This is a genomic window from Lysinibacillus sp. NPDC056232, assembly GCF_042267565.1.
GTDB lineage: Bacteria > Bacillota > Bacilli > Bacillales_A > Planococcaceae > Lysinibacillus.
This window is the reverse complement of sequence record NZ_JBHJTF010000002.1, coordinates 197286-222763: the sequence shown is the minus strand read 5'-3', so window position 1 is coordinate 222763 and position 25478 is coordinate 197286. Positions and strand designations below refer to the sequence as shown.

Sequence of the window (25478 nt, the reverse complement as noted above, 5' to 3'; positions counted from 1 at the left end):
TGAAAGATGAATTATCCAGTAAAATCTTGGACTTAGAATTAGTTGTTGGATCGGTCCAACAACAGTGATTGAACGGTTAGCGGATATAAAAATGCAAACAGATTACGGTATAAACAAGTCTAGAAAGATTAAAAATCTTATTTGAGATTGTCAAAAAAGACACATAAAAGAAATTTTAAATTACGTTGTTTAAGTAGAATCTAAAAAAATCCCTATTGTGTGAAATCAGCACGATGGGGATTTTTCATTAATGTTGTTTTCATTCTTAGAAAATTATTAGAATACATTACTCGATTTCTTGTTCTTTATCAGCCGACGAATTTGCCAATTTTAAAAATACTTCGTTAATATTTTTCATGCGGTTTTCAACTTTTTTAGCGGCTGCATCGAGAGTAAATCCTTCATCAATGAGCTCCTGAATTAAAAGAATTTTTTTGATATTTAAGTAGTTATATCTACGAGTAGTACCTTCCACTTCATTTTCTGAATCAATAATACCTTTTTCTTCCCAATAACGAATTTTTCTAGTAGGAACTCCTGTTATATTAGAAACTTCTCCTATTCCAACAACTAATTTGTTCAGTAAATCAAAGTCTAACATAGGATCTATTTCATGTTTTTCGCTCATTTGAATCCCTCCAATACTGTTCGTAACTATTTTACATTAAAAGTAGAAAGGTTACAAATTAGCGGTGCTTGGTATTGACATTGATTGTAAATAGGTTACAATCAATGTTAGTGATGTACATTACTTATGAAATCATAAAGGTGGTTTTTTGTATGAATAAGGTCGCTACTATTGAAGACAATGGTAGGAAAAATAATTACAACTTCATTACACTTATTTTATTTTGGTGTGGTCTTGTAGTTGTGTCTAGCCTGTACTTAACGATTCCATTAGTATCGATTTTTGCTGACAATTTCAATGAAACTACTGCTACTGCAGCATGGACTGGTAGTGTATTTTCTCTTTGTTATGCAATTGGCTTATTAATCTTCGGTCAGTTGTCAGATCGACTTGATCGTAAGCAAATTATTTTATTAGGTTTGATATGTTTGACAATTATTTCTCCGATATTGGGAACTGTAGAATCTTTAACTTCTCTTATAGTACTCCGAGGATTGCAAGGGTTCTTAGCAGCAACTTTCGCGCCTGTTGCATTGGCTTACATTGTAGATATTTTCCCAGAGGAAAGGAGAGTAACTGCTACGGGATTTGTTGCTTCTGGCTTTTTAATGGCTGGAATTATCGGTCAGGTGTTTAGTAGCTTAGTAAGTCAGTGGTTAGGCTGGCAAAGTGTATTTTACATTCTTGGAGGAGTCTATTTTTTAACAGCGATTTTAGTAGCTGTTTTAATTCCAAAAGGTGAGAGAACTAATAAAAATGAAAATTTGATGAGCACCATGCATCAACTAAAAACAATTTTTACAAATAAATATTTAATTTATTGTTATATCATAACGGTTACTTTATTACTCTCATTCGTCGGAATGTATACAGTACTAGGAAATTATTTAACAACTAATTTCAACTTAGATGACAATCAAATTTTGTCTGTTCGAGCTGTAGGGATTTTTGGAATGCTGCTCTCACCATTTTCAGGAAAATTGGTGGAGAAATTCGGTATTTACAATGTAATACGAAGCGGTTTATTGCTTGCGGTTATTGGTCTTACTATTCTTGGAATAAGTTCGAACTTGGCCTTTCTAGTTATTATGAGTGTGGTTTTTGTCGCAGGAATTTCAATGACGGTACCATCACTGATTACTGTTGTAGGTCAGTTAGGGGGACAGAGCCGTGGAATGGCTGTAGCATTTTACACATTTATTTTGTTCATCGGTGCCACTTTAGCTCCTATTATTGCTATGAGTCTTTTGAAAACAGGAAATTATTTTTTAACATTTGAAACTTTTGCTGTACTTATTGGAATAGGGCTGTTTGTCTCATTTTTCATTAAACCTAAAAAAGTAAGATACTAGAAAGAGGGGAATAAACGGTTGAAACGTATTCGAATTTTAGTTACTAGTGTTGCCATTGCTGCCATTACTGTTATTGTTGTGACTTTTGCTATTAATCAAAAATCTAATTACGAGGTGAAGAAAATGCAACAACATGAATTGAAAAATGAAGAAGAAACATATCAAATTGCACTAGATAAAGCTCTAGAGGTGATAGATATTCCTGAAGGATACCATTTCAAAGAAGTTCGTAGTGGCGAACAGAATGATGTAGATGTTTTCGTTTTCCGTTATGAAAAAGAAAATTTAGACAATAATGGGCTAGGGGGAGAGCATTATTCCTTTACAGTCGAACAAGAAAGTCACAAAATCATAGGAATTACATGGATGGATCAACGTTTTGCTTCCAATCAACAGCTTCCATCTGAAAAAAGAACAGAGGAAATTGTTCAAGTGTTTCTGAACAAAATTCAAAGTGGGTTATTTGGTCAATTAGAAAATCAGTGGATTCGCCCTCATGATGAAGATATTAAAGTAAATAAAGAAGCTTTAACGCTTACAGGCATGAAATATAAATGCTATGTACCAGAGAATGATTCATGGGCATGGGTCATCGTCGGTCCTGATGGAAATATTATGGCATTTGAGCAAGACATTAAATGGAAAGGTGGTCGGTTAACAGAAAAATGGTTACATGATAGTTGGCTATTAGAACGTCAATTATAAGGAGTTATTTTATTGTAGATTAGACGGTAGACAAAATCGAAAGTTATTTCAGCGGGTGTCCAAACACCCGCTGAAATAGAGGAACTCAGGCTAAGAACTTTACATCCTGTGAAAACGCCTGAGTGACCAACATCGTGCTGTTGCTGTCGCTGCGCTTTCGCACAAAAGACATTTGTTGGTCTAAAGCCTCCGGCGGATTTTTAAAAAACTAAAACAAGCATAACCCCGTTCTATATTTAGGACGGGGTTAAAATATAGTCTATAAGATAATTTACATAAATAGCGAAAACGGTTAATTAATTATTTTAAACAACAAATTGATATTATTTATTTTTAATATTTAAAAGTTTAATTTTTATTATTTGCATTTTCAATTCCTTGTTGTATAATCAAATCAACTAGAAGGAAGGGATATCACTATGGCTTATAAAGTTATCACAAATTGTCCTGTTTGCAGTAAAACATTGAAAATTACAAAGTTACAGTGCTCTCATTGTCACACAACGATTGAAAATGAGTTTGAATTATCTAAGCTGGCATCTTTATCAAAGGATCAGCTTCATTTTGTGGAAGTATTTTTAACTTGCAGAGGGAATATCAAAGAAGTGGAAAAGGAACTGGGGATTTCGTATCCAACGGTTCGAGGCAAACTAACAGACATTATTTCTTCTCTTGGATATGTGCAAAAGAAGAAAAATGAAGTAGATGAGAAAAAAGTTGTTACTATGTTGGAAAATGGCGAAATCACACCAGAAGAAGCCATTAAGCTCTTAAAAGACGAATAGGGAGGTTTTTATTATGAAAGAGGAAATTGCAAGAGTATTAACAATGGTTCAAGAAGGTAAGATTGATGCAGAACAGGGATCAGAACTGATTCAAGTATTAAAAGAAAAAGAAGAAACAAGTAATGAAAAACCGACTAATTATTTAGATAAAACTTTAAAAGTCCGTGTTGTATCAGCCGAAAATGATAACGTCATGGTCAATTTGCCTATAAAACTTGTCAAGGTAGTATTAATGGCTGGACTCAGCATCGCAGCGAGTGTTCCTCAAGCGGAAAAATACGTTAAAGATATAGATATAAACCTTATTATTGAAGCAATTGAAAACGAATTAGATGGCCAAATTGTTGATATTAAATCGGCAAACGGGGATACCGTTTCGGTCATTATTGAATAGTTGCTTATGATGCATGTAAAAGTGAAAGCAAAAGGCTTTCGGCTTAACATCCCAATGCCATATGCTCTTTTAAACATTGTTATTTCAATTTTGTCTTCGAAACTTTTCCAGCGAAATTTAAACAAATGGACAAAAGAGCACTTCGAAAGAAAGAAACTGGACTTTACCTTCCCGCTAATAGAGAAAAAAACGCTAAGGCCTATCGTCAAAGAACTGAAAAATCATAAGGGAATCGTACTAGTAGATGTCAAAGCTAAGGACGGCACTGAGGTTAAAGTTAGACTATAATATTAACACTGACTAGCAGTTGAAAAAAAGCCTAATTTCTCGCTTGCAACTGAAGAAAATAAATTCTTAAAGATGCAATTTCTATTGCATCTTTTTATTGTTTTTACTTTAAAGAGAAGGTTGTTCAATTTCTGCCTTTCTTACTCCTGAGAACTCTTCGATAACAACTGCAAGAAAATACTCCAATTTAAAAAATTTTTGATAAAAATGGAGTTTTTATATGAAGATTATTTTAATAAGCGTTATTTAACTACAACCCCTGTTATATACTTTCAGGTAAATAGTGCTTATACATTTCCAATACATCCGTATGCTTCTTTAATACAGCAATGATTTTGGGGTTTGGCTTTATAAAAATAACAGAATAATCTTTTTCACCAAGTTCCTTGTTAATTGGAAAAGCTAATTTTTCTTCATCTATTGAAAATTGAGCATTAACACCAGTTTTATTTCCACGAGCATCTAATCGTATCCACTTTTTATGGGATTTAAGATATACAGCATTCATTGCATGAACCAAGTATCCTTTTTCTGGGGTATCAAACAACATTAATCGTTGATAACAGAAACCTGTTGGAATACCTTGCGAACGTAATAATGCTGCTAACAGGTTTGATTTTGCATAGCAAATACCTTGTTTATACTTCAATACGTCTGATGCATGACAAGTAACTTTTTCTCCTTGAATATCCCAAGAATGTGATATTTCATCTGAAACAAATTCAAAAGCAATCTTTGCTTTTTCAACCTCTGTTTGAGTTGAGTTAAATAGTTCCTCAATTTTCTCTTTAATAATTCGGTTAGAGTAATTAACCACATCTAATTCAAGTAAGTAATCTTCTAAATCCTCAGATTCAAATATAAATTCCATAAACCATCACCCTTTGTATTTTTATTTGATTATAGGTATTATTATACAATAAAACAAGATGGTTCATATACTGCCATCCTCGCAACCAAGCTACATGGAAAAGAATAATTCTAGTAATGAATCCATACATATGTATATAACGATTTCTTTATGAAGAGGTGAACTATTGGAGAACATGCCAGATGGCTATTCTTATGTTCCACAGCCTATTCGGAAAGATGGGGCAGGTGGGGTGGATAAAGGGCCGAGAGATATTATGAGGGATTTGGAAAATCCTGATATGCTTGTCCCACCTAAAACGGATGCTGGGCTTGTACCAAATTTAAAATTTTCATTTTCTGATACGCATATGGTTTTAAAACATGGCGGTTGGTCTCGAGAAATTACCGCTCGTGATCTGCCTATTGCTACGACATTGGCAGGTGTCAATATGAGTTTGACACCTGGTGGGGTACGTGAGCTGCATTGGCATCAACAGGCCGAATGGTCGTATATGCTTCTTGGTCATGCACGCATTACAGCGGTCGATCAAAATGGGCGTAATTTTATAGCCGATGTAGGACCGGGCGATTTATGGTATTTCCCACCAGGAATTCCTCATTCCATACAGGGACTTGAAGATGGCTGCGAATTTTTACTAGTGTTTGACGATGGGCATTTTTCAGATCTTAGTACATTTTCAATATCTGATTGGTTTGCGCATACTCCTAAAGATGTGCTGTCCTCCAATTTTGGTGTTCCAACGAGCGCTTTTCAACATATCCCGAAAGAACAAGTCTATATTTATCAAGATCAAGTTCCAGGACCACTAGACACACAAAAAGTACAATCTCCATATGGTACGGTTCCTCAAACCTTCAAGCATCGTCTGCTTGCACAAACTCCTATTAAAACTCCAGGTGGCAGTGTTAGAATTGTAGATTCGACAAACTTTCCTATTTCTAAAAATATCGCAGCAGCACTTGTCGAGATTAAGCCTGGTGCTATGAGAGAGCTGCATTGGCACCCGAATAATGACGAATGGCAATATTATCTACAAGGAAAAGGGCGTATGACAGTATTTGCAGCTAATGGTGTGGCGAGAACATTCGATTATCGTGCAGGAGATGTCGGATACGTGCCATTTGCAAATGGTCACTACATTGAGAATACCGGTACTGAGACATTATGGTTCCTTGAAATGTTTAAAAGTGATAGATTTCAGGATGTTTCGTTAAATCAATGGATGGCCCTTACACCATCTGAGCTAATACAAAGCAATTTAAATATTGGCCCTGAACTGCTACATGTATTAAGAAAGGAAAAGTGGCCGGTCGTGAAATATCCTGGGTTTTCGTATTATCCAAGGTGAGCATATAGAAAAGCAGGTGAGAAAAATCTCACCTGCTTATTTTAATATTGATATTTATTTCTAGTAGCAAGCAGTATACCGATTGCTGGAATAGTACAAATAAGCATTGCTGCAAATGATAGTCCAGGTGAAATCTCGTATAAATAGCCGCCTAAAAATGTAAGGATCGCTGTACTTAATCCCATTGCTAATGCAGAGTAAAGGCCTTGTGCATTTGGAATTTGCTCCTTCGGCAATGTTTTTGTTAAATAGCTGATAAAAGCGTAATGCGCGAGAGCAAAAGATAATGCATGTAATGTTTGAGAAGCGATAAATACCCAGACATTCGGGAATAGGTAAATAAGTAGCCAACGTAATGATGAACCACTTGCTGCTAAAAGTAATAAGGAAGATGAGCGCCATTTTTTAAATAGTGTATCAGCCTTCATAAAGTATAAGATTTCGCAAATTACGGCGATGTTAATAATCATCCCCATGTAGAATGGGTCGACATGTAAGTCACCTAAATATATATAGCCGTAGCTGTAATAAGAAGCGTGTGCGCCTTGCAATAGTATAACAATTAATAAAACAATAGGGAAACCTTTAATCGTCCATAATGTTTTCATCGACAATGATTTTGCACGTTGTTCTTTTGTCGGTACAACGAGTAACTCTTTTGGTGTAGCCATTTGCTGCATCAACAGCATACCGATTAGGCCGGCCACCATACTCCAAAAGATAATGTTATTGCCAAATGCACCTGTCAGCATACTAATGATTAATACTGCAATGACAAAGCCAAGGGAACCATAGGAACGGCTTTTACCATAGTGTACATTTCCGTGCTGTACGAGCGTTGCCGCACTACTTTCAACGGCAGGTAGCAGTGCTGGATAGAAAACACTAAATAAAAGGGTAACAATAAGAAGCGAGATAAAGCCCGTGCTTAGTATGTAAAGTAAAGTTGTGATTAGGGCACCTATTGCTAGAATGCTAGTGAGTCGTTTATTATTCACATATTTTGCAAGCGTCGGGAAGAAAAAGAGATTTGAAATTGCCCGTGCTAAAAGACCGCAGCCCATTACAACGCTAGCCTCTGAAACAGTAAGGTGTTTGGCATCTACAAGCCAACCAGTCCAATAAGGTAAGAAAATACCCCATGTAATGAAAAATGCAAAGAAATTTTGAGAAAGCCATCGTTGATTGTTCATAAATTTTACGTACCTCCAATTTAACTATGTTGAATAATAGCACGTTCATCGTTACAATAATGTGAGATATCTCATGTTTTTTTGGAGGAGAGAGTAAAAAATGCATAAACTGACAGCTGAGGAACGTTCATACTATCTCGATAAATATCCAATTGATGATTTTTTCTCATTTGATATTGACCCGTATTTGGAAGTATGTAAGTTTGACAAAGGCGAATGGATTTTTACAGAAGGATCATTTCCAGATACGCTGTACTACATGATTGAAGGAAAAGCGAAAATATATATGACGCATAAAAACGGCAAGGTCTCGCTTATCGAATACCCAGAGCCACCGCGTTTTATGGGTGAAATTGAGTTGCTTAATGAGGCGAGATATACGAAGGGGATTCAGACAGTAACTGAGACGATTTGTTTTTCGATTACACAGTCCTGCAAAGAAAAGTTACTCACGGATGTACTATTTTTACGTAAAATTTGTGTGTTTTTAGGGGAAAAGGCGACCAAAATGACGTCAAAATATACACAAAATCAAGCATATCCACTTGAAAATCGACTTGCTGCCTTTATCCAATTATCGTCAGATCAAGGTATTTATAAAGAAAAGCATACCGAAATCTGTGAATATTTAGGGGTTTCTTACCGACATTTATTATATGTACTTGCACAATTTTGCGAAGAAAAAATTTTAGAGAAGAGAAAGAATGGCTACCACATTATGAATGAAAAGCGTCTTTCCGAATTGGCACAGGAAATACAGTGAACTCTCGCTTATTGTATTCACTTTTTTTAACTAACCAGCGCGCTATCTCCTTGCCGCTATGGTAAAAGTTAGCCTCATTGACTCTTTGGTTTTGTACGGAGATTGTTAGGGTTTCTTCTATAACGCCAAAAGGTATAACCCTTAAATATTGGTGTGTGTTGGGTGGAATCTTTTTGTGCTTTACCTCAGTTTCAATGTGAGTTTTAGCAGATTTTTGTGCATTTTGGAATGGACAAGCAAATAATTCTCCTTGTTCCACTGTTGTGCTTGGTGAATAACAATTACTTTTCATTCAACATGCCCCCTTTGTCGTTAGTTTTATTGTACAAGACATACGGTCGGAATAGTCTCAATTTACAAGGCTTTAACGAAAACTTAAAGGTTACTAAATCAATTATGCCTCGGCATAATTGCGTCCGGAATCGGCTTTGTGCTTAGGCCTGCACGACGCAGGTCAGTTAGCTGTTATCGCATGGATGCGATGATTTTAGGCTAACATCCTCTTGAACTCCTTTCCGATTTCCATGACATCCGCCGGAGGCTTTAACTTCTTTCAGCGGATGTTTTACACCCGCTGAAAGAAGTTAAGTAAAATGTAACCGTATTCATACCATTTATGAATAGAAATCATAGAAAACTTGTATAATTTCAAGAGAAAAACACGTACTCAAACTATTGTGAATTTTCCTAACACAACGTATTATTGTAAGTAGATTTAACGTGAAGGACTTCACATAGTCACGTAATCGTAAGGAGGAATTTTTAATGAGTGCAATTCGAGTAGGTATTGTAGGTTATGGAAATTTAGGGCGCGGTGTAGAGTATGCTATTTCACAAAATCCAGATATGGAATTAGTAGCGGTATTCACACGTCGCGATCCTTCAACTGTAAACATTGCAAGTAATGCAAGTGTATATTTAGTGGATGATGCTGAAAAATTCCAAAATGACATTGATGTAATGATTTTATGTGGTGGCTCAGCAACAGATTTACCAGAGCAAGGACCACACTTTGCACAATGGTTTAATACAATTGATAGCTTTGATACTCATGCGAAAATTCCTGAGTTTTTCGAGGCTGTAGATGCAGCGGCACAAAAATCTGGTAAAGTATCCGTCATTTCAGTTGGCTGGGATCCAGGTTTATTCTCATTAAATCGTTTACTCGGGGAATCAGTTCTACCAGTAGGCACAACTTATACTTTCTGGGGAGACGGTTTAAGTCAAGGACACTCAGATGCTGTGCGTCGCATTGAAGGTGTTAAAAATGCAGTACAATACACATTGCCAATTCAAGAGGCTGTAGAACGTGTTCGCAACGGTGAAAATCCTGAGCTGACAACACGTGAAAAACATGCACGTGAATGCTGGGTTGTACTTGAAGAAGGTGCGGATGCTGCAAAAGTTGAGCAAGAAATTGTGACGATGCCGAACTACTTTGATGAGTATGACACAACCGTAAACTTTATTTCTGAAGAAGAATTTAAAGCAAACCACACAGGCATGCCACACGGTGGATTCGTTATTCGTAGTGGAGAAAGCGGCGCTAGCGAAAAACAAATTCTTGAATTCTCATTAAAGCTTGAAAGTAATCCAAACTTCACATCTAGTGTTCTAGTAGCATTTGCACGTGCAGCCCATCGCTTAAACCAAGCTGGAGACAAAGGTGCTAAAACAGTATTCGATATCCCATTCGGTCTGTTATCACCAAAATCAGCTGCTGAATTACGTAAAGGACTTTTATAATTTTAACCTATTAAACTACCCGGTTATCATATAGTTGATAATCGGGATTTTTCATTTTTAGCAAGTCATTTTGTTAAATCACTATAAAGGTAAACTGACAATAATTGAAAGCATCATCAAAAGCTGGAGATGACAAAATTAATGACTGCATAATCGCTAACTTTGCGTAAAGCGGACTCATCGATACAACAAATCATTGGGTTTTTTATGGTAATTAATTGTATTTGTTGTTAAATAAACCCTTTCCCATCCGATATAGATTTAAATGAGTAAATGAGATAAAGACAGTAGTAAGCTTTCTTAACTAAATTGCAATAAAAGGTGAGGTGATTGGAGTGCAAATTAATCTTCAATATAAAGGAGCTACTAGGGAGTACCATAGACAAGAGGCAATTAGCAATCCTAACTCTACAAAGGGGCAAGCTCTTGGCGGAAAAAATGAAATTGAAGTAGAACGTGATGGTAAAGCATATACACTCACTCTATCTGATGAAGTGAAGTATTTAAAAGCTATGACAGAGAAAGAAATAGCAGAAATGGACATGCTATCGGTAAATCCTGATCCTTCCGATATATTTTCATATCGCCCACAGGATCAGTGGCTTATCTTTAGTCAATACTTGAGTGACACAGGTTTTTTTACAGGTAAAGATACACGCACAATTGATGAAATAGAAAATATGCTGGTAGACATAACGGACGGTCTGGATAATTTGGATATATCCCAGATGAAAGGAAGGGATATTAAAGCTGGTAGGACGCCGATTGCGCAAGAATTAAGCTCTACAGAAGCACAGTTGGAACTTGCTGCTTCAACAACTGCTTTAAAATTTTTTAGTGAAAAGTATTTAACAGGTGATATGAAACAGGGCTTTGATGACTTAATCGATCAATATGTTAAACATAATGAAAGCCGTGTGATCAATCATGCTTCTCAAGAAGAAAAGTTTTATAGAGGGCGTGCTAAAGTATTTGAGATGCGAGGTATGGATACATCAACTTTAAAGGCTGAACGGAAGAAAGATTTAACCATTACAAATAAGCTAGGCAAAACAAATTACACTATAGCAGAAATTACTGAGATGATAGAGAGCTATAAAGAAAAATTTAGCACCCTCAAAAATCAATCAGAGGTTGATGCACTGATGTCTCAAATCCAAAAGCAATATTTGGAGTTTGCAACAAAAGGAATCTCTCCATATGACAAAGTCGATGAAGCTGCTAAAGGCTTTATCCAAGATAAATCAGAAAAAACATTTAATCGTATTGCAGACTATTGGAAAAAATTATTGGAATAGGATGCTAGCTTTATCCACTTAACAGCAGAGTTCTTCTTATTCTTTTTGTAATAACGGTATATAAGTAATATAAAAAGAGAGAGGCCTCGTATGAAGTTATAAGTAGTTTATAAGAATGATATGCTAGATAGATATGCAAGTATTGAGCTTTTTAAAGAGGTAGATATATCATAGATCGTAAGGTAGGAGAAGAAAATGAAAACTCAATTGTCTAAGTATATAGAAATAGGCTCTTCCAAACAATTTATTTCTATTTTTGGTGAAGATAACAATCTACCTCTTTTAGTTTATTTGCATGGTGGTCCAGGGGATGCCGCTTTACCACTGATTTATAAATATAACTCAGAACTTGGAAAAACGTTTAATGTTGTAGTCTGGGAACAAAGAGGGGCTGGGAAATCCTACTATAAATTTTCTGAAGATGAACAAATATCTATTGAAACTTATATAGAAGATCTACACAGTTTAATTCATTATTTGTTAGAAACGTTTAAACAAGAAAAAGTGTACCTTTTAGGGCACTCGTGGGGAAGTGTCCTAGGCTTAATTTTCATTAAAAAATATCCACAGCTAGTACATAGTTATTTTGGATGTGGTCAAGTAGTTAACGTGAAAAAAGGGTTGAAGAGTCAATATGATTTTGTTCTGAAAGAAAGTCAAGAACGAAATCAAAAAAAGATTGTTCAGCGATTGAGAACTATTGACCTTTCATTGACTCAAAAAGATTGGTTAAACGATTTATTATTTGTTACTAAATTAGTGGTTCGATACAGACATTCTTTATATGGAAAAAGCAATTACAACCAATTGGTAAGGGATTTCATTTTTTCATCAAAGTACACATTTAAAGATTTAATCAATCGCGAAAAAGGGAGTCTACAATCTATACAATATTTGTGGCAAGAGCTCATGGAAATTGATTTTAGTGAATACAAGAGTTTCGATGTACCTATTACGTTTTTTGAGGGGCGTCATGATCGACATGTTTCTTCTTCATTAGTAGAGGATTACTATCATACAATAAAAACGCCCAAAAAACTCATTTGGTTCGAAAACTCAAGTCATTTTCCCCAGTGGGAAGAGTCAGTCAAGTTTAATCGGTCTTTGATAAGTATCAAAAAGCAGAGTTAGTTTACAGGCTATTGATTTCTGTAACGTCTGTAATTTATCATCCTTTAAGTGGCGGTAGATCAAAGGTAAAAAACAAAACATGAATCAGAATCCATTTTGATCAATCTTATCAAAATGGATTCTTTTTAATATAAAGTAAAAGTAACTTTTACAGGTGTAATTGAGGAGAGAAATGCCACGTACAATGGTTTATGTAATTAAAAACTAAAGGTAGTGATTGTAAATCTTGCGAAGAATCCAGATGAAACATTTCATATTGGCGATAGGGTGAAATTGGGCTATGATGGTAAAATAAAGGATAAAGTACCAATTCGAATTACTACGTTTACTATAGAATTAGTTTAGTAATATCTACTAAAGTAGTTTACAATGTAACGTTGCTGCTTTGTATAAAAGGATAGATTGGGGGGAGTTTATCTGGAAAAAGTAAATTTTTTTAATAGTGAACTATTTCATGGAAATGCTGAGAAAACTTTTTGGATACACGAAAATAAACTAACAGAATTACTACCAGAGGCTGATATCCAGCATTTTGGTAGTTCAGCAATTCCTAATAGCGTGACTAAAGTGATTTAGACATCCAAGTACGTGTTAGTGCTGAACAATTTTCGATAGCAGTAGAACTACTATCAAATTTATATGATAGAAATTGATGAAAGTGTCAAAACAGCTACATTTAGGGCATTTAAAGATGATACAAGTGATCCTCCTTTAGGAGTTCAATTAACTGTAATTGATTCTGAGTTTGATTTCTTTTGGAAATTTAGAGAAGTTTTATTGGCAAATAATAAATATCGCGATGCATATGATAAATTGAAGAAAGAATACGAAGCCAAATCAATGGATGCCTATAGGGAAGCCAAAAATATCTTTTTCCAAAGACTAATGGAAACTCATGAGTTTAAGAAATACGATAAATAATGTTGATTATTCATCGGATGGTAAGGAAACTTGAAAAAAAGTTATGATAAACTTGGAGTACCAAGCGAAAACGCCTCTCGTGGTTTGTCTCAGCAACAATTACGATACTTGAGTTTTCGCTTTTATTCGATACTTAAATGTAAAGAGTTCACAAGATCATCCCCACGTTATAAAGATGAACTCATTATTTAAAAGATTTTAACTCTGAAGACTTATAACCTTACATAACCAATTGAATGGGGAGGTTATCGCTAAATGACGACAGACATTATTATTCAATCAAAATGTATTCCACCGAGTCCGTCCAATCATTGTATTAGTAGAGCTACTTTAATGAGAACATTAAAAAAAAGCCTAGACCATACTTGCACACTTATTCATAGTGGGGCAGGGTATGGCAAAACAACAATCCTTACACAATTTCTACATGCACAATCAAGCAAATTTTCTTGGTATAGTGTGTCGGAGGAAGATGATAATATATTGCCGTTTTTAAGGCATTTATTTTTTAGTATCACACGAATTGTTCCGGGCTTCGGCCAAGAATTTGATGCATGGAATCAATTATCCCGTTTTCCGAAAATAGAAGAACTTAATCGATGGTTCAAGCTGTTTGTCAATAGTTTATGTGAAATCGAAGGGCCGATTTTAATTGTCATTGACGACTACCATCTCGTTGACCATGAATTTCATATAAATTATGTGATGGAAAAAATAATTGAGTTTTCCCCACCAAATGTTCATTTTATCATCGCCTCTAGAACGTTACCGAATTGGGATATTACGAGAAAATTAAAGCTACAAAAAAAATTACTCGTTATTGCAGAAGGAGAATTAGCATTTTCTTCAGAGGAGATTGCTGTTTTTTTCGAGGATTATGTAGAAGTGCATTTAACAGAAGATGAAATAGCTAAGGTTTTGGAAATTACAGAGGGCTGGGCCATTAGTATTTCTTTATTAGCTGAGCAGTGGAACAATGAGACATTAGCTCATTGGCTAAATATTTCTACCAATGATCTTTTCACCTATTTATCGGAGGAAGTTTATTTTAAGATGTCTGCATTTGAGCAAGAGGCATTATTAAAGTTAGCGATTTTCCCCACTTTCTCAGAGGCGCTTATTTCACAATTTTATGGTACGGAAATTGCACAGGCGTTAAAACTGTTTGTCCAGCGGCATTTATTTATTCAACCTATTACGAAGGATGGTTTATTTCGTTTTCATGCCTTGTTCAGACGATTTTTAGAGCTAAAGTGGCAACAACAAAATGTTTCACAGTATATTGCATTGCATAAACAAGCAGCATTGTATTATGTAAAACAATACAATATACAAGCTGTTCTTCATCATGCTTTTAAAACGAATGATCAAGATTTTTGTGGTGAGCTATTACAAAATCATGCTGAAAGTCTAGTCCGTGCTGGGCAATTTGAGTGGTTATTAGAAAAAATAAACCGATTTACAGCTGCTGAAAAATCTGAATATTACAAATTGTATTATTTTGAAGGTGAATGCCACCGTTATCGTGCTTATTATGAAAGAGCAAAGCAATCCTATAAAAATTGTGCAAATATCGCAAAAAATAAGAATGATTATCTCTTTATGACAAAAGCGCAAGCTGGTTTAGCACATATTTACCTCGATACGATCCAGCCAGCATTGGCAGAGCCGCATTTAAAAACGGCCTTAGAGTTAGCGAATCATACGCCGTTAAACAAAGAGGAACTTCTCGAATTGCAACGTCAGTATGCTGAAAATCTAGTGAATTTAGGAAAGGCGAAAGGCGCACAAATTTTTACCGAAGAGGTTGCTTTAACGGAGGAAGTGCTACAAAGAGCAAATGTCGATGTTCGAATATTGTTAAGAACAGGGCAACTGTTGGAAGCAAAGGAATTACTAACGAAGAGATTAGAATTACCACCACAGCTTGTCGCGACACATAGAGAGAGTGAGCTATTAGCATCATTTGTCTATGCACTATTAGGACTGGGAAAGGATGCCTGGTATGCCGCTCAGCATGGGATTCGTAGGGGATTACGCGAAAAATCGGTTTTTATTGAGGCTGTTGGCTATATTCGCAAAGCACATGCTTTATTATTAGTCGATTTTCCTGACTATCTAGGAGCCTGTCGTGCTTATGAGAAGGCCCTTACTTTAATGAATACTATCAATATATCTCGTGTAAAGGCCGAGCCGTACATGGGACTAGCAATTGTCAAACATGCACAAGGAGATATTGTCTCTGCTAAAAAATATGTAGCCCTTGGATTACGGGAAACGGAGCAAGTACAAGACGCTTGGATGACCTCTCTTATATTAATCGCTGAAGTGAAAATCATTCTTTCTCAACAAGAATATGAACGAGCGCGACAATTATTAATGAAGGCACAGCAATTATTCCACGACTGTGGCGATCAAAATGGTACGATGCATGTACTATTCTTTCAATCTGTCATTGCCTTCAAAGAAAATAAACCGCAACAATTCAATCATTATTTTCAGCAGTTTGCACAGTTATGCATCACAAATGGCTATGACTATTTTTTACAAAGGAAGACCATTCTTGGTCCACCAAATAGGATGATTTTTTATGAGCTTTTACAATTTAGTAGAAAATGTGATGGGGAAAATGCCGCTATTTTGACGATGCTTAGCTATTTTCAAGTGGAAGACAATATCGTGTATCCACATGAGGAAATGCAGGTGAATTTTTTAGGAAGTTTAGATTTAATCAGAAAGCATCGGAAGCTTGAGGATAAAGAATGGCAGCGCGATAAATCGAAGGAGCTTTTCATCTATTTATATGGCCATCGTAATCGCTTTACGCCAAAGGAAGAGATTGCACAGGCATTATGGCCAGAGCGGAATGTTGAGTCCCTAGATCGGGATTTTAAAGTTGTCTTAAATACGTTATTAAAGGTTCTTGAGCCAAATAGAAATGCGCGTCAGGATAGTTTTTTCATTCAGCGCAAAAATAATATGTATCAATTGCAGCATATTCAGTTTCTGCAAATCGATGTCGAACGCTTTCTTTATTATTATGAATTAGGGATGGAGGAGTTCGATCCACAATTGTCAAATGAATGGTTGTATCTTGCTGAATCAAGCTATACGGATACACTTTATGCTGAAAAAAAGCAGTTAGATTGGCTCATACAGGATCGAGAAAAGCTCCAATCATTATATATTGAAGTACTTGAAAGATTAGCACAAAATGCGACGAGGCAGCAAAATTATAAGCAAGCCATTTTTTATGCAGAAAAAATGATTCGTGAGGATGCATTATGGGAAGAAGGCTATCGGTTGTTAATGTATAGTTACTATCATTTACAAAATCGCTCTCTTGCGTTAAAATGGTATGAAAAATGTGTGCAGCAATTAAAAAATGAACTAAATACAACACCGATGGAATCGACAATGGTTGTATATGATTTAATAATGGGCTAGTGTATATAGGTATAATGACCATTTTTTTGTAATAACAGCTTATGGATTGGAGTGGAGACTCGGCGCTTTCCTGGGGGCGTCGAGGCAACATGTGTTTTTTGTGCGAAAGCGTAGTGCAACGTAGCGGCAGCGACAGGATGTTGGTCACGAAGGCGTTATCACAAGACGTGATGCTTTTAGCCTTCGTTTCCTACCCGCTTCGCTCCAGGGTCGCATCTGTGACGCTAATCCCTAAGGTGTCGCCAGTCTCCACCCCAATCAACCGGCTCCTACAAGAAAAAAGCCATAACAATTTTTTTATGAACATTTATGTATATTAATCAATAATTTTTATAAATCGTGTTGATTAGGAAAAAAATAGGTTTATTATTGAGCGATAAAAGGATTTTTTTGTTGCAATTTTGCTAAAATATTCCCATTTTAACTGATTGTAGCGTAGGGCTACTCGACTCCCGCGGGAAAGCGAGTAGCCCGTAGCGGAAATCAGTGCCTTCTAATTAATTAGGGTGGATAAAAATAGTTAATCAACACACTTGAATTTTTATAATAATATTGGAGGAACTACTATGTCATTTTGTAAGGTAAGTAATGCGAATATTTACTATGAAATAATTGGGACTGGAACACCAATCGTAATGCTCCATGGATATTCGCCAGACCATAGACTAATGAAGGGATGTATGGAGCCTGTTTTTGCAGAAAGGGAGGGCTGGAAACGAATTTATATTGACCTTCCAGGAATGGGCAAGACGACAGACTATGAAATGATCAATAACTCAGATGAAATGTTAGAGGCCGTAGTAGAACTTATTCATTCCTTAATACCAAATGAACGTTATTTATTGGTAGGAGAATCTTATGGTGGATATTTAGTGCGAGGAATCATGAGGAAGTATCATGAACAAATTTTAGGGGCTGCGTTTATTTGTCCATTGATTATTCCTGATAAAGAAGATCGAACAGTGCCAGAACAAAGTATTGTCTTGTCGGATAAAGAATTTTTATCGACCATAACGAAAGAGGAACTAGAGGATTTCAGCTCAAATTTAGTTGTTTTAGATGAATATAATTGTCATCGATATACGAATGAAGTGTTAGCAGGTTGTGAAATCGCAGATATGGAGTTTTTAGAAAAAGTCCAGAAAAGTTATGGTTTTTCTTTTGCTGTAGATGAACTTACTTTTGACAAGCCAAGTCTTTTCTTGCTAGGTAAACAAGATTCGATTGTTGGCTATAAGGACGCTTTTGCCGTTTTAGATAAATTCCCAAGAGTAGCCTTCACAATTTTAGATAAGGCTGGGCATAACTTGCAAATTGAACAAGCTGTTTTGTTTAATAGCCTTATGCATGAATGGTTAGATAGGGTGAAGGAATTTAACGATTGATATTTTGAATAAAATGACAGAATGAAATCCCTTGATCTGTTGAAGAATTCACTTACTCAATAAATTCAAGGGATTCTTTCTGTCTAATTTCTTTTCACGTATTTTCCTCATTAGAATCTATATCAATTTTTATAGTCTCAAGTCTTTCTTTAGTGACTTTGCCCTCGTTATCCATTGTACGAATTATTGGCGTAATGAAAATTGTGGAAGCATCAGCATTAAAGTTACTTATTATTGCTTGACCATTTGAGTAATCATCGGTTACTTTTGATGTCGTCGTTTCTGTTGTATCTTCATAATGATTTTCTAAATTATCAACTATGTCTAAAGTTATGAATTCGGTAGCAAAGTCCATATCACAGCTAAAGTAAATGTACGCTGAATTTCCTGAAATCGAAATTCGATTAAAGATAAATTCATGCTGTTTTGAGAACATAGTTTTGTGAATTTTTAAATCATTTATTGGTAATTTAGAAGCCAGAGATGGAAAATTTACTAAGCAAGCTGAGCTAATTCCAATAGCAAAAATTGAAGCAATTGCCCATTTACGGATTTTCTTTGATTTTGGTTTCTTTTGTAAAACGGTGTTAATTACCTTTTGCTTTTCATTTTTTGAAACCACCACTGGTACGATATCTTCTATATCTAACTGTAAGATAATTTTTTCCTTATTCATATCCAGCACTCCTTTAATTTAGGATTTTTAGCAAGCTTCTTCTTTCCTCGATATAAACGACTTTCCACTGCAGATTTTGTAATATGTAGAATTTCTGCTATTTCACTATTTGAATATTCTAGATAATACCTCATTAAAAATAATTCTCTATCTAAATCAGGTAGATGCATTATTTCAAGTAGCAATTGTTCTTTCGCATACAATTTATCCAGTTCTTGTTCAATATTATCTGAGGCGATAAGAGGCAGGATATTATCCATAGGCAGTGTGGCAAATTGTTTTTGCTGTTTTCGGTAAATATCAATCGCTTTATATTTAGTAATCATCCCAATCCACTTTTTAAAATCCGCTTCGCCCCCGATGAAATAAATACTTTTTTGCCATATTAGAAGGAATACATCATTTACACATTCCTCTACTAGCATGTAATCTGACGGTTTGTCTAAAATTTTCAAAGTAATTGCCTTCACAAATCCTAAATAGTGTTCAACTACATATTTAAGAGCATTTTCATCATGTCGTTGAAGGCGCTCGATAAAATCATTCATTTTGTCACTCCTTATGATCGTTATACATACTATAACGAAATTTTTATGGAACACTCGCACATAAATGGAAAGTTTTTTCTGGATTTGGTTGAAAAGTATCTTTTATTTTTTTATAAAAAAGTTTCTAACGTGGAAATGTAGTTGGATTTGATTTTTGAGGAATTGTTAGACTTCACTTTGTAGAAACCCGAAGTGTATGAGTTTGATTTTTTGCTGCAATTTTTTGTGAAAGTAAGCTGATAACAGGATAACTAGTTTGTATGATCTTTAATTTTCATCCTAAAAAATAGGAAAATGACACAGAATTTATCTATAAGGACTTAGATGCTATGCTAAAAATTTTTGAACTGTTAAAATTAAATTTAACCTATGGATTTAATAAAAAAGTAACATCATAGAAGTGGACTTTTAGGGGGATTATTTGGCATACCGTTACTGATATATGGATTATCACTTCAAATACCATACAAACCTAGGCTAGTAGAATGGCAATATATCCGATTATGCCTACCAATGTTATTTTCTCAATTTTTGTATTGATTCTGGATAAATTCATCAATCAGGCGAATTTATATCTTTCTCTCCTTAAACCAAAGAGCCGTAAAACATAAAAAGCATGGCTAAAAAATACAAGGCACCAATGAGTTCAATATTAAAAGAAGTCCTGAATCGATTTTAGTAGAAGGGATAGATGAAAATGGATATTAGGAAAATACGATATTTCATAATGGTTGCAGAAGAATTAAATTTTAGTCGTGCAGCAGAACGACTTAGGATGGCGCAACCTCCTTTAAGCCAAGAAATTCGTAAATTAGAAGAAGAATTGGGAGTTCAACTTTTTCATCGAACGAAAAGAATGGTTGAACTTACGGATGCTGGAAGGATATTTTTAGAAGGATCTCAACAAACACTGCTTCAGTTAGAAAGAACTATAAAAGAAACACAACTTGCAGCTGAAGGGAAAATAGGGAACTTAATTATTGGTTTTGTCGATTCCACAGAAATTGTTATAGAAGTTCTTAATGAATTTCGAGAACGCTTTCCTAAAATCCATCTTATATTACGTGAAATGACAACGGAGCAGCAATTAAAAGCGCTTTATGAGAAACAAATTCATATTGGATTTATTCGTTCTAAACAGAACAACGGGATACTATCTTCTGAAGTTTGTTCGGAAGAATCTTTAAGATTGGTTTTACATCAAGATCACCCTTTCGCCTCATTGCCCGAAATACCACTCCGATTGTTAATTGATGAACCATTTATTTTGTTTCCGCGTCATATGGGTCCAAATTTTTATGATTTAATTATTAGCTACTTTTGGGATCATGGTGTAAGTTTAAATGTTGTTCAAGAAGCTATTCAAATGCAAACGATTGTTAATTTAGTGGCAACCGGAATGGGAGTTTCTGTCGTTCCATCGTCGGTGGAAAGTTATAAACATCCTGGGGTTATCTATAAAAAAATCCAAGAGACTACACCAAAGGTAAATTTATATGTTGGTTGGAGACAAGATGAAAAATCTGCAGTAGTAGATCATTTCTTAACAGTTGTTAGAGAGATGTATTCGATTTTACAACTTGATCACCAAAAATAAAAACCCATCCTAAAGGGGATGGGTAATACAATATTATTAACCTGTTTTACTTGGATCGTACTCAACGAAACCTTCTAATACTTTGTCAATCTGATTCATAATTTCAATGTCTAGTTTGACACCAGAAGCGAGCGCATTCTCTCTTACCTGTTCTGGGCTCGAGGCACCGATAATTGCTGAGGAAACATTCTGGTTTTGTAGTACCCAAGCTACTGCGAGTTGAGCGAGTGTAAGATCAATCTCTTGTGCGATGGGTTTAAGCTTCTGAATAGCAGTGAGCACATTGACGTTCATCCAACGTTGTGCAAGTTTATTAAAAAATGGTTTACCAGCCGGATAATTAGCACGCGATTGGGCTGGTACTGGTTTTTGGGGTAGATATTTTCCAGTGAGAACACCTTGTGCTAAAGGCGACCATACTACTTGCCCAAGTCCCTCACGTTGACAGGTTGGTATAATATCGCTTTCGATAACTCTCCACAACATTGAATACTGGGGTTGGCTTGCGATGAACGGAATACTCAATTCTCGTGAAAGTGCAGCACCACGTGTAATTTGTTCTGCTGTCCACTCACTTACACCGATATAAAGCACTTTACCTTGTCTGACAAGATCTGCGAAAGCTAACATCGTTTCTTCAAGAGGAGTGGTTGGGTCAAATCTGTGTGCATAATAGACATCTATATAGTCTGTTTGTAACCGACGCAAAGATGCATGACAATTTTCTAGAATATGTTTTCGTGATAAACCTTTATCGTTTTGCCCATTCCCAGTCGGATGGCACACCTTTGTACATAGTTCAATGCTCTCCCGGCGTATACCTTGTAAAGACCTGCCGAGTACTTCTTCAGCTTTAGTTTCTGAATAAACATCAGCAGTATCGAATGTAGTTATACCGACATCTAGTGCTGCTTTAACACACTCTTTTGCAGTATCCTCATCTACTTTACCCCCATGATTTATCCAGTTTCCGTATGCAATCTTGCTTATTGTTAATCCGCTATTACCAAGTTTACTAAACTCCATTCTAGTCCCTCCTTTTAAAAGTGCTATCTTCATTATAAAAACCAGATTTCAATATGGATAATATATTATTACTAATGAATTAATATGAAATTTATATAAATTGTAAAAAAAGTTGCCCCCACGAGGTATGCTACTGTACTGTATTTTCAAAAATGTTCCGATAAATCTCTCATCCCGGGTCCTCTCATACTTGACGAGAAAAGGGCAGTAAATATCCTTTGAGTGCGGACAGATAGCGATATTTTTCGAAGGTTGGTAGATAAATTAAAAAAGTTGGTAGATAAATTAAAAAAGTTGGTAGATAAACAATCAAAAGTTTTCGATAAATCTCAAAACTGTTTCGATAAACCTCTCATACCCGGAAAAACCACACTTCCGTTGCGCTTCGCTTCACTCCACTTTCTCTGCAGAAATCTTGCGACTGCCGTTGCGCTCCGCTGCACTTTCGCTGCAGAGATAGTTGGCTCAGTAAACTGACCCAACTATCTTGTAACTAATTTGTAACTGTAGTTTTATATAGTGTTTACATAGCAACGAAAGCGCTTTCTTTTTAGTTCATTATGAAAGGGGATATGGGATGAAGAAGCATGGGTTAATTGTGCTTTTATTAATGCTGTCAATGTTGATGGTGGCTTGTAATTCGGATGAGACGAAGGATAGTTCAACTGGTAGTAAGGCTTCGGAGGATGATACAAAGGAGACTACGGAGAAAGGCGGCACTATTAAAATCGGTGTGCTTGCGTCATTGACGGGTGCTCTGGAATCGTATGGGAAACAAACAAAGAATGGCTTTGAATTAGGGATTGATTATGCTACAGGCGGCACGATGGAGGTTAACGGTAAGAAAATAGAAATTGTTTATGAAGATACAGAAACAAAGCCTGAGGTTGCGGTCCAAAAAGCGACAAAGCTATTAGAAGATGACAAGGTTGATTTTTTAGTAGGTTCCTCTAGCTCAGGTGATACGCTTGCTGTTTTACCACTTGCGGAAGAGTATCAAAAGATTATGGTGGTGGAGCCTGCGGTAGCGGATAGTATTACGGGCTCAGAATTTAATAAATATATTTTCCGTACAGGTCGAAATTCTTCTCAGGATGCTTATGCAGCAGCGGCCGCGATCGCAGGAAAAGGTGTTAAGATCGCAACGTTTGCGCCGGACTATTCTTTTGGCTGGGATGGGGTAAAGGCGTTTAAGACAGCTGCGGAAAAGCTAGGCGCAGAAATTGTTTTAGAGGAATATGCAGATCCAGCAGCAACTGATTTTACATCTAATTTGCAAAAAGTAATTGATGCCAAACCAGATTATTTATTTGTTGTATGGGCTGGTGCAAACTCACCGTGGAATCAAATTGCCGATTTAAAAATTCAAGAAAAAGGCATTAAAATTTCAACGGGTGCACCAGATATTATTGCATTAAAATTTATGAATCCGTTAATTGGCATGGAAGGGTTCTCTGTTTATTACAATACGTTACCACAAAATGATGTAAATAAATGGTTAGTTGAGGAACATAAAAAACGCTTCAATGAAGTTCCAGATTTATTTACGCCAGGAGGCATGTCTGCAGCCATCTCAATTGTAGATGCGCTGAAAAAATCAGATGGTGATACAGATGCAGAAAAACTGATCGGCATTATGGAAGGGATGTCATTTGAAACGCCAAAAGGAAAGATGACTTTCCGAAAAGAAGACCATCAAGCATTACAATCGATGTATTCGATCCGTCTAGAAAAACAAGATGGTGTAGATTATCCAGTACCAGTGCTAATTCGTGAGCTTAGCCCTGAAGAAACGGCACCTCCGATCATGAATAAGTGAAATTATGAGACAGATATTTTTCTGTCTCTCTTCACCCACTTTCAGATGAGAATGGGTGAAGAGAGATGGAAGCACTAGAAAGGAGAATACGATGGAACCCATTTTACGAACAGAAAACTTAACCATTCGTTTTGGTGGACACACAGCTGTCGACCATGTGAATTTTAATATGCCGGAAAAGCATTTGAAATCAATTATTGGACCAAATGGAGCTGGAAAAACAACCTTCTTTAATTTGCTAAGTGGAGAGTTAAAGCCGACTGCCGGAGATATTTATTTTAAGGGGCAATCACTTGCGAAAAAATCAGCAATTGAAAGAACACGAATGGGGCTAGGGCGCTCTTTTCAAATTACGAATGTTTTTCCGAACTTGACCGTTTTAGAAAATGTCCGTTTGGCTGTGCAATCCAAGGAGAAAGTTCGTTATCAATTATTTCGCCATTATAAAAGCTACAAGGCAATTACAGAAAAAGCGGAGGAGCTATTAACACTTGTATTGCTTGACAATAAAAGAGATGCCTTTACGACAATGCTATCCCATGGGGAAAAGAGGAAGCTTGAAATTGCTATGCTGTTAGCACTTGATACGGAAATCCTTTTACTTGATGAACCAACGGCAGGCATGTCTTTAGAGGAGGTGCCAACGATTTTAGAAGTGATTCGCACGATTAAAAATCAAGGGGATAAAACCATTCTCCTCATCGAGCACAAGATGGATATGATTCTAGATTTGTCGGATTCGATTATGGTGCTATTTAATGGCCAGCTTCTTGCAGATGAAACACCAGGGGACATCATGAAAAACGAAACCGTACAAAATGCATATTTAGGAGGTCTGTACGATGAACACCTTACTGAAATTAAATGATGTCCACACCTATATCGGGCAATACCATATTTTGCAGGGGGTCAATTTTGAGGCAATGGAAGGGCAAGTAAGTGTACTGCTCGGCAGAAATGGAGCGGGCAAAACGACTACTCTAAAAACGATTATGGGGTTAACACCTGCCTCAAAGGGAGAGGTAGAATATCGCTCACATTCTATTAAAAAAAGCCCGACCTATAAAGTGGCAAAATTAGGAATAGGCTATGTACCTGAAAACCAAGGTATTTTTGCAGATTTAACGGTAGAGGAAAATATGAAAGTAGCCATGCGTAAAGAAGATACAGCTACTTTAGAGCGGCAAAATTATGTGCTGGAGCTGTTTCCTGATTTAAAGAAATTTTGGAAGAAGGCTGGTGGACATCTTTCAGGTGGTCAAAAACAAATGCTGTCCATGGCACGGGCATTTATCAACGATAGTAAGTTAATGTTGATTGATGAGCCTTCTAAAGGACTGGCGCCAATAGTAGTAGCGAAAGTAATGGAGGCCATCGTTGAAATGAAAAAGCAAACATCCATCGTACTTGTAGAGCAAAATTTTATGATGGCGAGCCGAATTGGCGATACGTACACATTGATTGATGATGGCAGAACCGTTCACTCGGGCAACATGCAGGATCTTATCCATCATGAAGAACTAAAAAGAAAATATCTTGGAATCGGATAAAGGT

Annotated in this window: 25 protein-coding genes; 18 read left to right on the top strand and 7 right to left on the bottom strand. The window is 36.1% G+C overall.

All coding sequences use genetic code 11. The features are described 5' to 3' along the window. Nucleotides 1-286: 286 nt before the first annotated feature. Complete coding sequence (locus tag ACFCYJ_RS03165; RefSeq protein WP_376070550.1) at nt 287-628, bottom strand: MerR family transcriptional regulator; 342 nt, start codon at nt 626-628, stop codon at nt 287-289. 152 nt (nt 629-780) lie between these two features. On the opposite strand from ACFCYJ_RS03165, the gene ACFCYJ_RS03160 reads away from it, so the two are divergent. From ACFCYJ_RS03160 to ACFCYJ_RS03140, 5 genes are all read left to right on the top strand, one after another. Continuing rightward, entirely contained in the window at nt 781-1980 is a 1200-nt protein-coding gene (locus ACFCYJ_RS03160; RefSeq protein WP_376070547.1) for an MFS transporter, read from the top strand. Nucleotides 1981-1998: 18 nt separating this feature from the next. Then, nucleotides 1999-2685: a hypothetical protein gene (locus tag ACFCYJ_RS03155; RefSeq protein ID WP_376070545.1), complete on the top strand. Its 687-nt coding sequence runs from the start codon at nt 1999-2001 to the stop codon at nt 2683-2685. Between the two features lie 419 nt (nt 2686-3104). After that, entirely contained in the window at nt 3105-3470 is a 366-nt protein-coding gene (locus ACFCYJ_RS03150) for a DUF2089 domain-containing protein (RefSeq protein WP_375350493.1), read from the top strand. Between the two features lie 13 nt (nt 3471-3483). Then, nucleotides 3484-3864, top strand: coding sequence for an SHOCT-like domain-containing protein (locus tag ACFCYJ_RS03145; protein ID WP_376070543.1), 381 nt, complete (start codon nt 3484-3486; stop codon nt 3862-3864). Nucleotides 3865-3870: 6 nt separating this feature from the next. Then, nucleotides 3871-4152, top strand: coding sequence for a hypothetical protein (locus tag ACFCYJ_RS03140; RefSeq protein WP_376070540.1), 282 nt, complete (start codon nt 3871-3873; stop codon nt 4150-4152). 262 nt (nt 4153-4414) lie between these two features. Here ACFCYJ_RS03140 and ACFCYJ_RS03135 read toward each other — a convergent pair whose 3' ends face one another. Next, nucleotides 4415-5023: a transglutaminase-like domain-containing protein gene (locus ACFCYJ_RS03135; RefSeq protein ID WP_376070538.1), complete on the bottom strand. Its 609-nt coding sequence runs from the start codon at nt 5021-5023 to the stop codon at nt 4415-4417. A 175-nt stretch (nt 5024-5198) separates the two neighbouring features. Here ACFCYJ_RS03135 and ACFCYJ_RS03130 point away from each other — a divergent pair, with 175 nt between their 5' ends. Beyond that, nucleotides 5199-6374, top strand: a complete 1176-nt coding sequence (locus ACFCYJ_RS03130) for an oxalate decarboxylase family bicupin (RefSeq protein ID WP_376070634.1) — start codon at nt 5199-5201, stop codon at nt 6372-6374. Nucleotides 6375-6415: 41 nt separating this feature from the next. On the opposite strand, the gene ACFCYJ_RS03125 is transcribed toward ACFCYJ_RS03130, so the two are convergent. Then, a complete protein-coding gene (locus tag ACFCYJ_RS03125; protein WP_376070535.1) occupies nt 6416-7567 on the bottom strand; it encodes an MFS transporter in 1152 nt (383 codons plus the stop codon). Nucleotides 7568-7667: 100 nt separating this feature from the next. Between ACFCYJ_RS03125 and yeiL the strand changes: the two genes are divergently transcribed. Continuing rightward, nucleotides 7668-8330, top strand: coding sequence for a transcriptional regulator YeiL (gene yeiL / locus ACFCYJ_RS03120; protein WP_376070532.1), 663 nt, complete (start codon nt 7668-7670; stop codon nt 8328-8330). Here yeiL and ACFCYJ_RS03115 read toward each other — a convergent pair. Further along, nucleotides 8284-8622: a hypothetical protein gene (locus tag ACFCYJ_RS03115; RefSeq protein WP_376070529.1), complete on the bottom strand. Its 339-nt coding sequence runs from the start codon at nt 8620-8622 to the stop codon at nt 8284-8286. The genes yeiL and ACFCYJ_RS03115 overlap by 47 nt on opposite strands. A gap of 473 nt (nt 8623-9095) precedes the next feature. Between ACFCYJ_RS03115 and ACFCYJ_RS03110 the strand changes: the two genes are divergently transcribed. The 7 genes from ACFCYJ_RS03110 (at nt 9096) to ACFCYJ_RS03080 (ending at nt 18258) form a co-directional block, all read left to right on the top strand. Then, nucleotides 9096-10076 carry a diaminopimelate dehydrogenase gene (locus ACFCYJ_RS03110; RefSeq protein ID WP_376070526.1) on the top strand — a complete coding sequence of 327 codons (981 nt, stop codon included), beginning with the start codon at nt 9096-9098 and terminating at the stop codon, nt 10074-10076. Nucleotides 10077-10411: 335 nt separating this feature from the next. Then, nucleotides 10412-11374 carry a hypothetical protein gene (locus ACFCYJ_RS03105; RefSeq protein WP_376070524.1) on the top strand — a complete coding sequence of 321 codons (963 nt, stop codon included), beginning with the start codon at nt 10412-10414 and terminating at the stop codon, nt 11372-11374. Between the two features lie 195 nt (nt 11375-11569). Next, on the top strand, nt 11570-12505 hold the full coding sequence (locus ACFCYJ_RS03100) for an alpha/beta fold hydrolase (RefSeq protein ID WP_376070522.1): 936 nt from the start codon (nt 11570-11572) through the stop codon (nt 12503-12505). Between the two features lie 213 nt (nt 12506-12718). Next, complete coding sequence (locus ACFCYJ_RS03095; RefSeq protein ID WP_376070520.1) at nt 12719-12850, top strand: hypothetical protein; 132 nt, start codon at nt 12719-12721, stop codon at nt 12848-12850. Between the two features lie 294 nt (nt 12851-13144). Beyond that, nucleotides 13145-13426: a GrpB family protein gene (locus ACFCYJ_RS03090; RefSeq protein WP_376070517.1), complete on the top strand. Its 282-nt coding sequence runs from the start codon at nt 13145-13147 to the stop codon at nt 13424-13426. A 255-nt stretch (nt 13427-13681) separates the two neighbouring features. Then, nucleotides 13682-16873, top strand: a complete 3192-nt coding sequence (locus ACFCYJ_RS03085) for a BTAD domain-containing putative transcriptional regulator (protein WP_376070515.1) — start codon at nt 13682-13684, stop codon at nt 16871-16873. 566 nt (nt 16874-17439) lie between these two features. Next, nucleotides 17440-18258 (top strand): alpha/beta fold hydrolase, encoded by an 819-nt coding sequence (locus ACFCYJ_RS03080; protein WP_376070512.1) that lies wholly within the window; start codon nt 17440-17442, stop codon nt 18256-18258. 94 nt (nt 18259-18352) lie between these two features. On the opposite strand, the gene ACFCYJ_RS03075 is transcribed toward ACFCYJ_RS03080, so the two are convergent. Together ACFCYJ_RS03075 and ACFCYJ_RS03070 are read right to left on the bottom strand one after the other, a co-directional pair. Then, nucleotides 18353-18934, bottom strand: coding sequence for a hypothetical protein (locus ACFCYJ_RS03075; RefSeq protein WP_376070509.1), 582 nt, complete (start codon nt 18932-18934; stop codon nt 18353-18355). Then, a complete protein-coding gene (locus ACFCYJ_RS03070; RefSeq protein ID WP_376070506.1) occupies nt 18931-19482 on the bottom strand; it encodes a sigma-70 family RNA polymerase sigma factor in 552 nt (183 codons plus the stop codon). The genes ACFCYJ_RS03075 and ACFCYJ_RS03070 overlap by 4 nt, the downstream gene beginning before the upstream one ends. Nucleotides 19483-20179: 697 nt before the next feature. Between ACFCYJ_RS03070 and ACFCYJ_RS03065 the strand changes: the two genes are divergently transcribed. Beyond that, nucleotides 20180-21079: a LysR substrate-binding domain-containing protein gene (locus ACFCYJ_RS03065; RefSeq protein WP_376070631.1), complete on the top strand. Its 900-nt coding sequence runs from the start codon at nt 20180-20182 to the stop codon at nt 21077-21079. A gap of 36 nt (nt 21080-21115) precedes the next feature. Here ACFCYJ_RS03065 and ACFCYJ_RS03060 read toward each other — a convergent pair whose 3' ends face one another. Beyond that, a complete protein-coding gene (locus ACFCYJ_RS03060) occupies nt 21116-22105 on the bottom strand; it encodes an aldo/keto reductase family protein (protein ID WP_376070628.1) in 990 nt (329 codons plus the stop codon). A 577-nt stretch (nt 22106-22682) separates the two neighbouring features. Between ACFCYJ_RS03060 and ACFCYJ_RS03055 the strand changes: the two genes are divergently transcribed. The 3 genes from ACFCYJ_RS03055 to ACFCYJ_RS03045 all read left to right on the top strand — a co-directional run bounded on the left by ACFCYJ_RS03055 (nt 22683) and on the right by ACFCYJ_RS03045 (nt 25474). Then, the gene (locus ACFCYJ_RS03055) at nt 22683-23924 is read left to right on the top strand and encodes a substrate-binding domain-containing protein (RefSeq protein WP_376070503.1); all 1242 of its coding nucleotides are present in this window, start codon (nt 22683-22685) and stop codon (nt 23922-23924) included. Between the two features lie 91 nt (nt 23925-24015). Then, nucleotides 24016-24792 (top strand): ABC transporter ATP-binding protein, encoded by a 777-nt coding sequence (locus ACFCYJ_RS03050; RefSeq protein ID WP_376070500.1) that lies wholly within the window; start codon nt 24016-24018, stop codon nt 24790-24792. Then, entirely contained in the window at nt 24767-25474 is a 708-nt protein-coding gene (locus ACFCYJ_RS03045) for an ABC transporter ATP-binding protein (protein WP_376070498.1), read from the top strand. Before ACFCYJ_RS03050 ends, ACFCYJ_RS03045 begins: the two co-directional genes overlap by 26 nt. The last annotated feature ends 4 nt before the right edge of the window (nt 25475-25478 follow it).

Bases quoted from the DNA above. Each gene is read 5' to 3' on its own strand.
- ACFCYJ_RS03080 (WP_376070512.1), top strand. From the start codon at position 17,440: ATGTCATTTTGTAAGGTAAGTAATGCGAATATTTACTATGAAATAATT.
- ACFCYJ_RS03140 (WP_376070540.1), top strand. From the start codon at position 3,871: ATGATGCATGTAAAAGTGAAAGCAAAAGGCTTTCGGCTTAACATCCCA.
- ACFCYJ_RS03150 (WP_375350493.1), top strand. From the start codon at position 3,105: ATGGCTTATAAAGTTATCACAAATTGTCCTGTTTGCAGTAAAACATTG.
- ACFCYJ_RS03085 (WP_376070515.1), top strand. From the start codon at position 13,682: ATGACGACAGACATTATTATTCAATCAAAATGTATTCCACCGAGTCCG.
- ACFCYJ_RS03060 (WP_376070628.1), bottom strand. From the start codon at position 22,105: ATGGAGTTTAGTAAACTTGGTAATAGCGGATTAACAATAAGCAAGATT.
- ACFCYJ_RS03055 (WP_376070503.1), top strand. From the start codon at position 22,683: ATGAAGAAGCATGGGTTAATTGTGCTTTTATTAATGCTGTCAATGTTG.
- ACFCYJ_RS03045 (WP_376070498.1), top strand. From the start codon at position 24,767: ATGAACACCTTACTGAAATTAAATGATGTCCACACCTATATCGGGCAA.
- ACFCYJ_RS03125 (WP_376070535.1), bottom strand. From the start codon at position 7,567: ATGAACAATCAACGATGGCTTTCTCAAAATTTCTTTGCATTTTTCATT.
- ACFCYJ_RS03070 (WP_376070506.1), bottom strand. From the start codon at position 19,482: ATGAATGATTTTATCGAGCGCCTTCAACGACATGATGAAAATGCTCTT.
- ACFCYJ_RS03100 (WP_376070522.1), top strand. From the start codon at position 11,570: ATGAAAACTCAATTGTCTAAGTATATAGAAATAGGCTCTTCCAAACAA.
- ACFCYJ_RS03065 (WP_376070631.1), top strand. From the start codon at position 20,180: ATGGATATTAGGAAAATACGATATTTCATAATGGTTGCAGAAGAATTA.
- ACFCYJ_RS03115 (WP_376070529.1), bottom strand. From the start codon at position 8,622: ATGAAAAGTAATTGTTATTCACCAAGCACAACAGTGGAACAAGGAGAA.
- ACFCYJ_RS03110 (WP_376070526.1), top strand. From the start codon at position 9,096: ATGAGTGCAATTCGAGTAGGTATTGTAGGTTATGGAAATTTAGGGCGC.
- ACFCYJ_RS03165 (WP_376070550.1), bottom strand. From the start codon at position 628: ATGAGCGAAAAACATGAAATAGATCCTATGTTAGACTTTGATTTACTG.
- ACFCYJ_RS03090 (WP_376070517.1), top strand. From the start codon at position 13,145: ATGATAGAAATTGATGAAAGTGTCAAAACAGCTACATTTAGGGCATTT.
- ACFCYJ_RS03145 (WP_376070543.1), top strand. From the start codon at position 3,484: ATGAAAGAGGAAATTGCAAGAGTATTAACAATGGTTCAAGAAGGTAAG.
- ACFCYJ_RS03130 (WP_376070634.1), top strand. From the start codon at position 5,199: ATGCCAGATGGCTATTCTTATGTTCCACAGCCTATTCGGAAAGATGGG.
- ACFCYJ_RS03075 (WP_376070509.1), bottom strand. From the start codon at position 18,934: ATGAATAAGGAAAAAATTATCTTACAGTTAGATATAGAAGATATCGTA.
- ACFCYJ_RS03050 (WP_376070500.1), top strand. From the start codon at position 24,016: ATGGAACCCATTTTACGAACAGAAAACTTAACCATTCGTTTTGGTGGA.
- ACFCYJ_RS03135 (WP_376070538.1), bottom strand. From the start codon at position 5,023: ATGGAATTTATATTTGAATCTGAGGATTTAGAAGATTACTTACTTGAA.
- yeiL (WP_376070532.1), top strand. From the start codon at position 7,668: ATGCATAAACTGACAGCTGAGGAACGTTCATACTATCTCGATAAATAT.
- ACFCYJ_RS03160 (WP_376070547.1), top strand. From the start codon at position 781: ATGAATAAGGTCGCTACTATTGAAGACAATGGTAGGAAAAATAATTAC.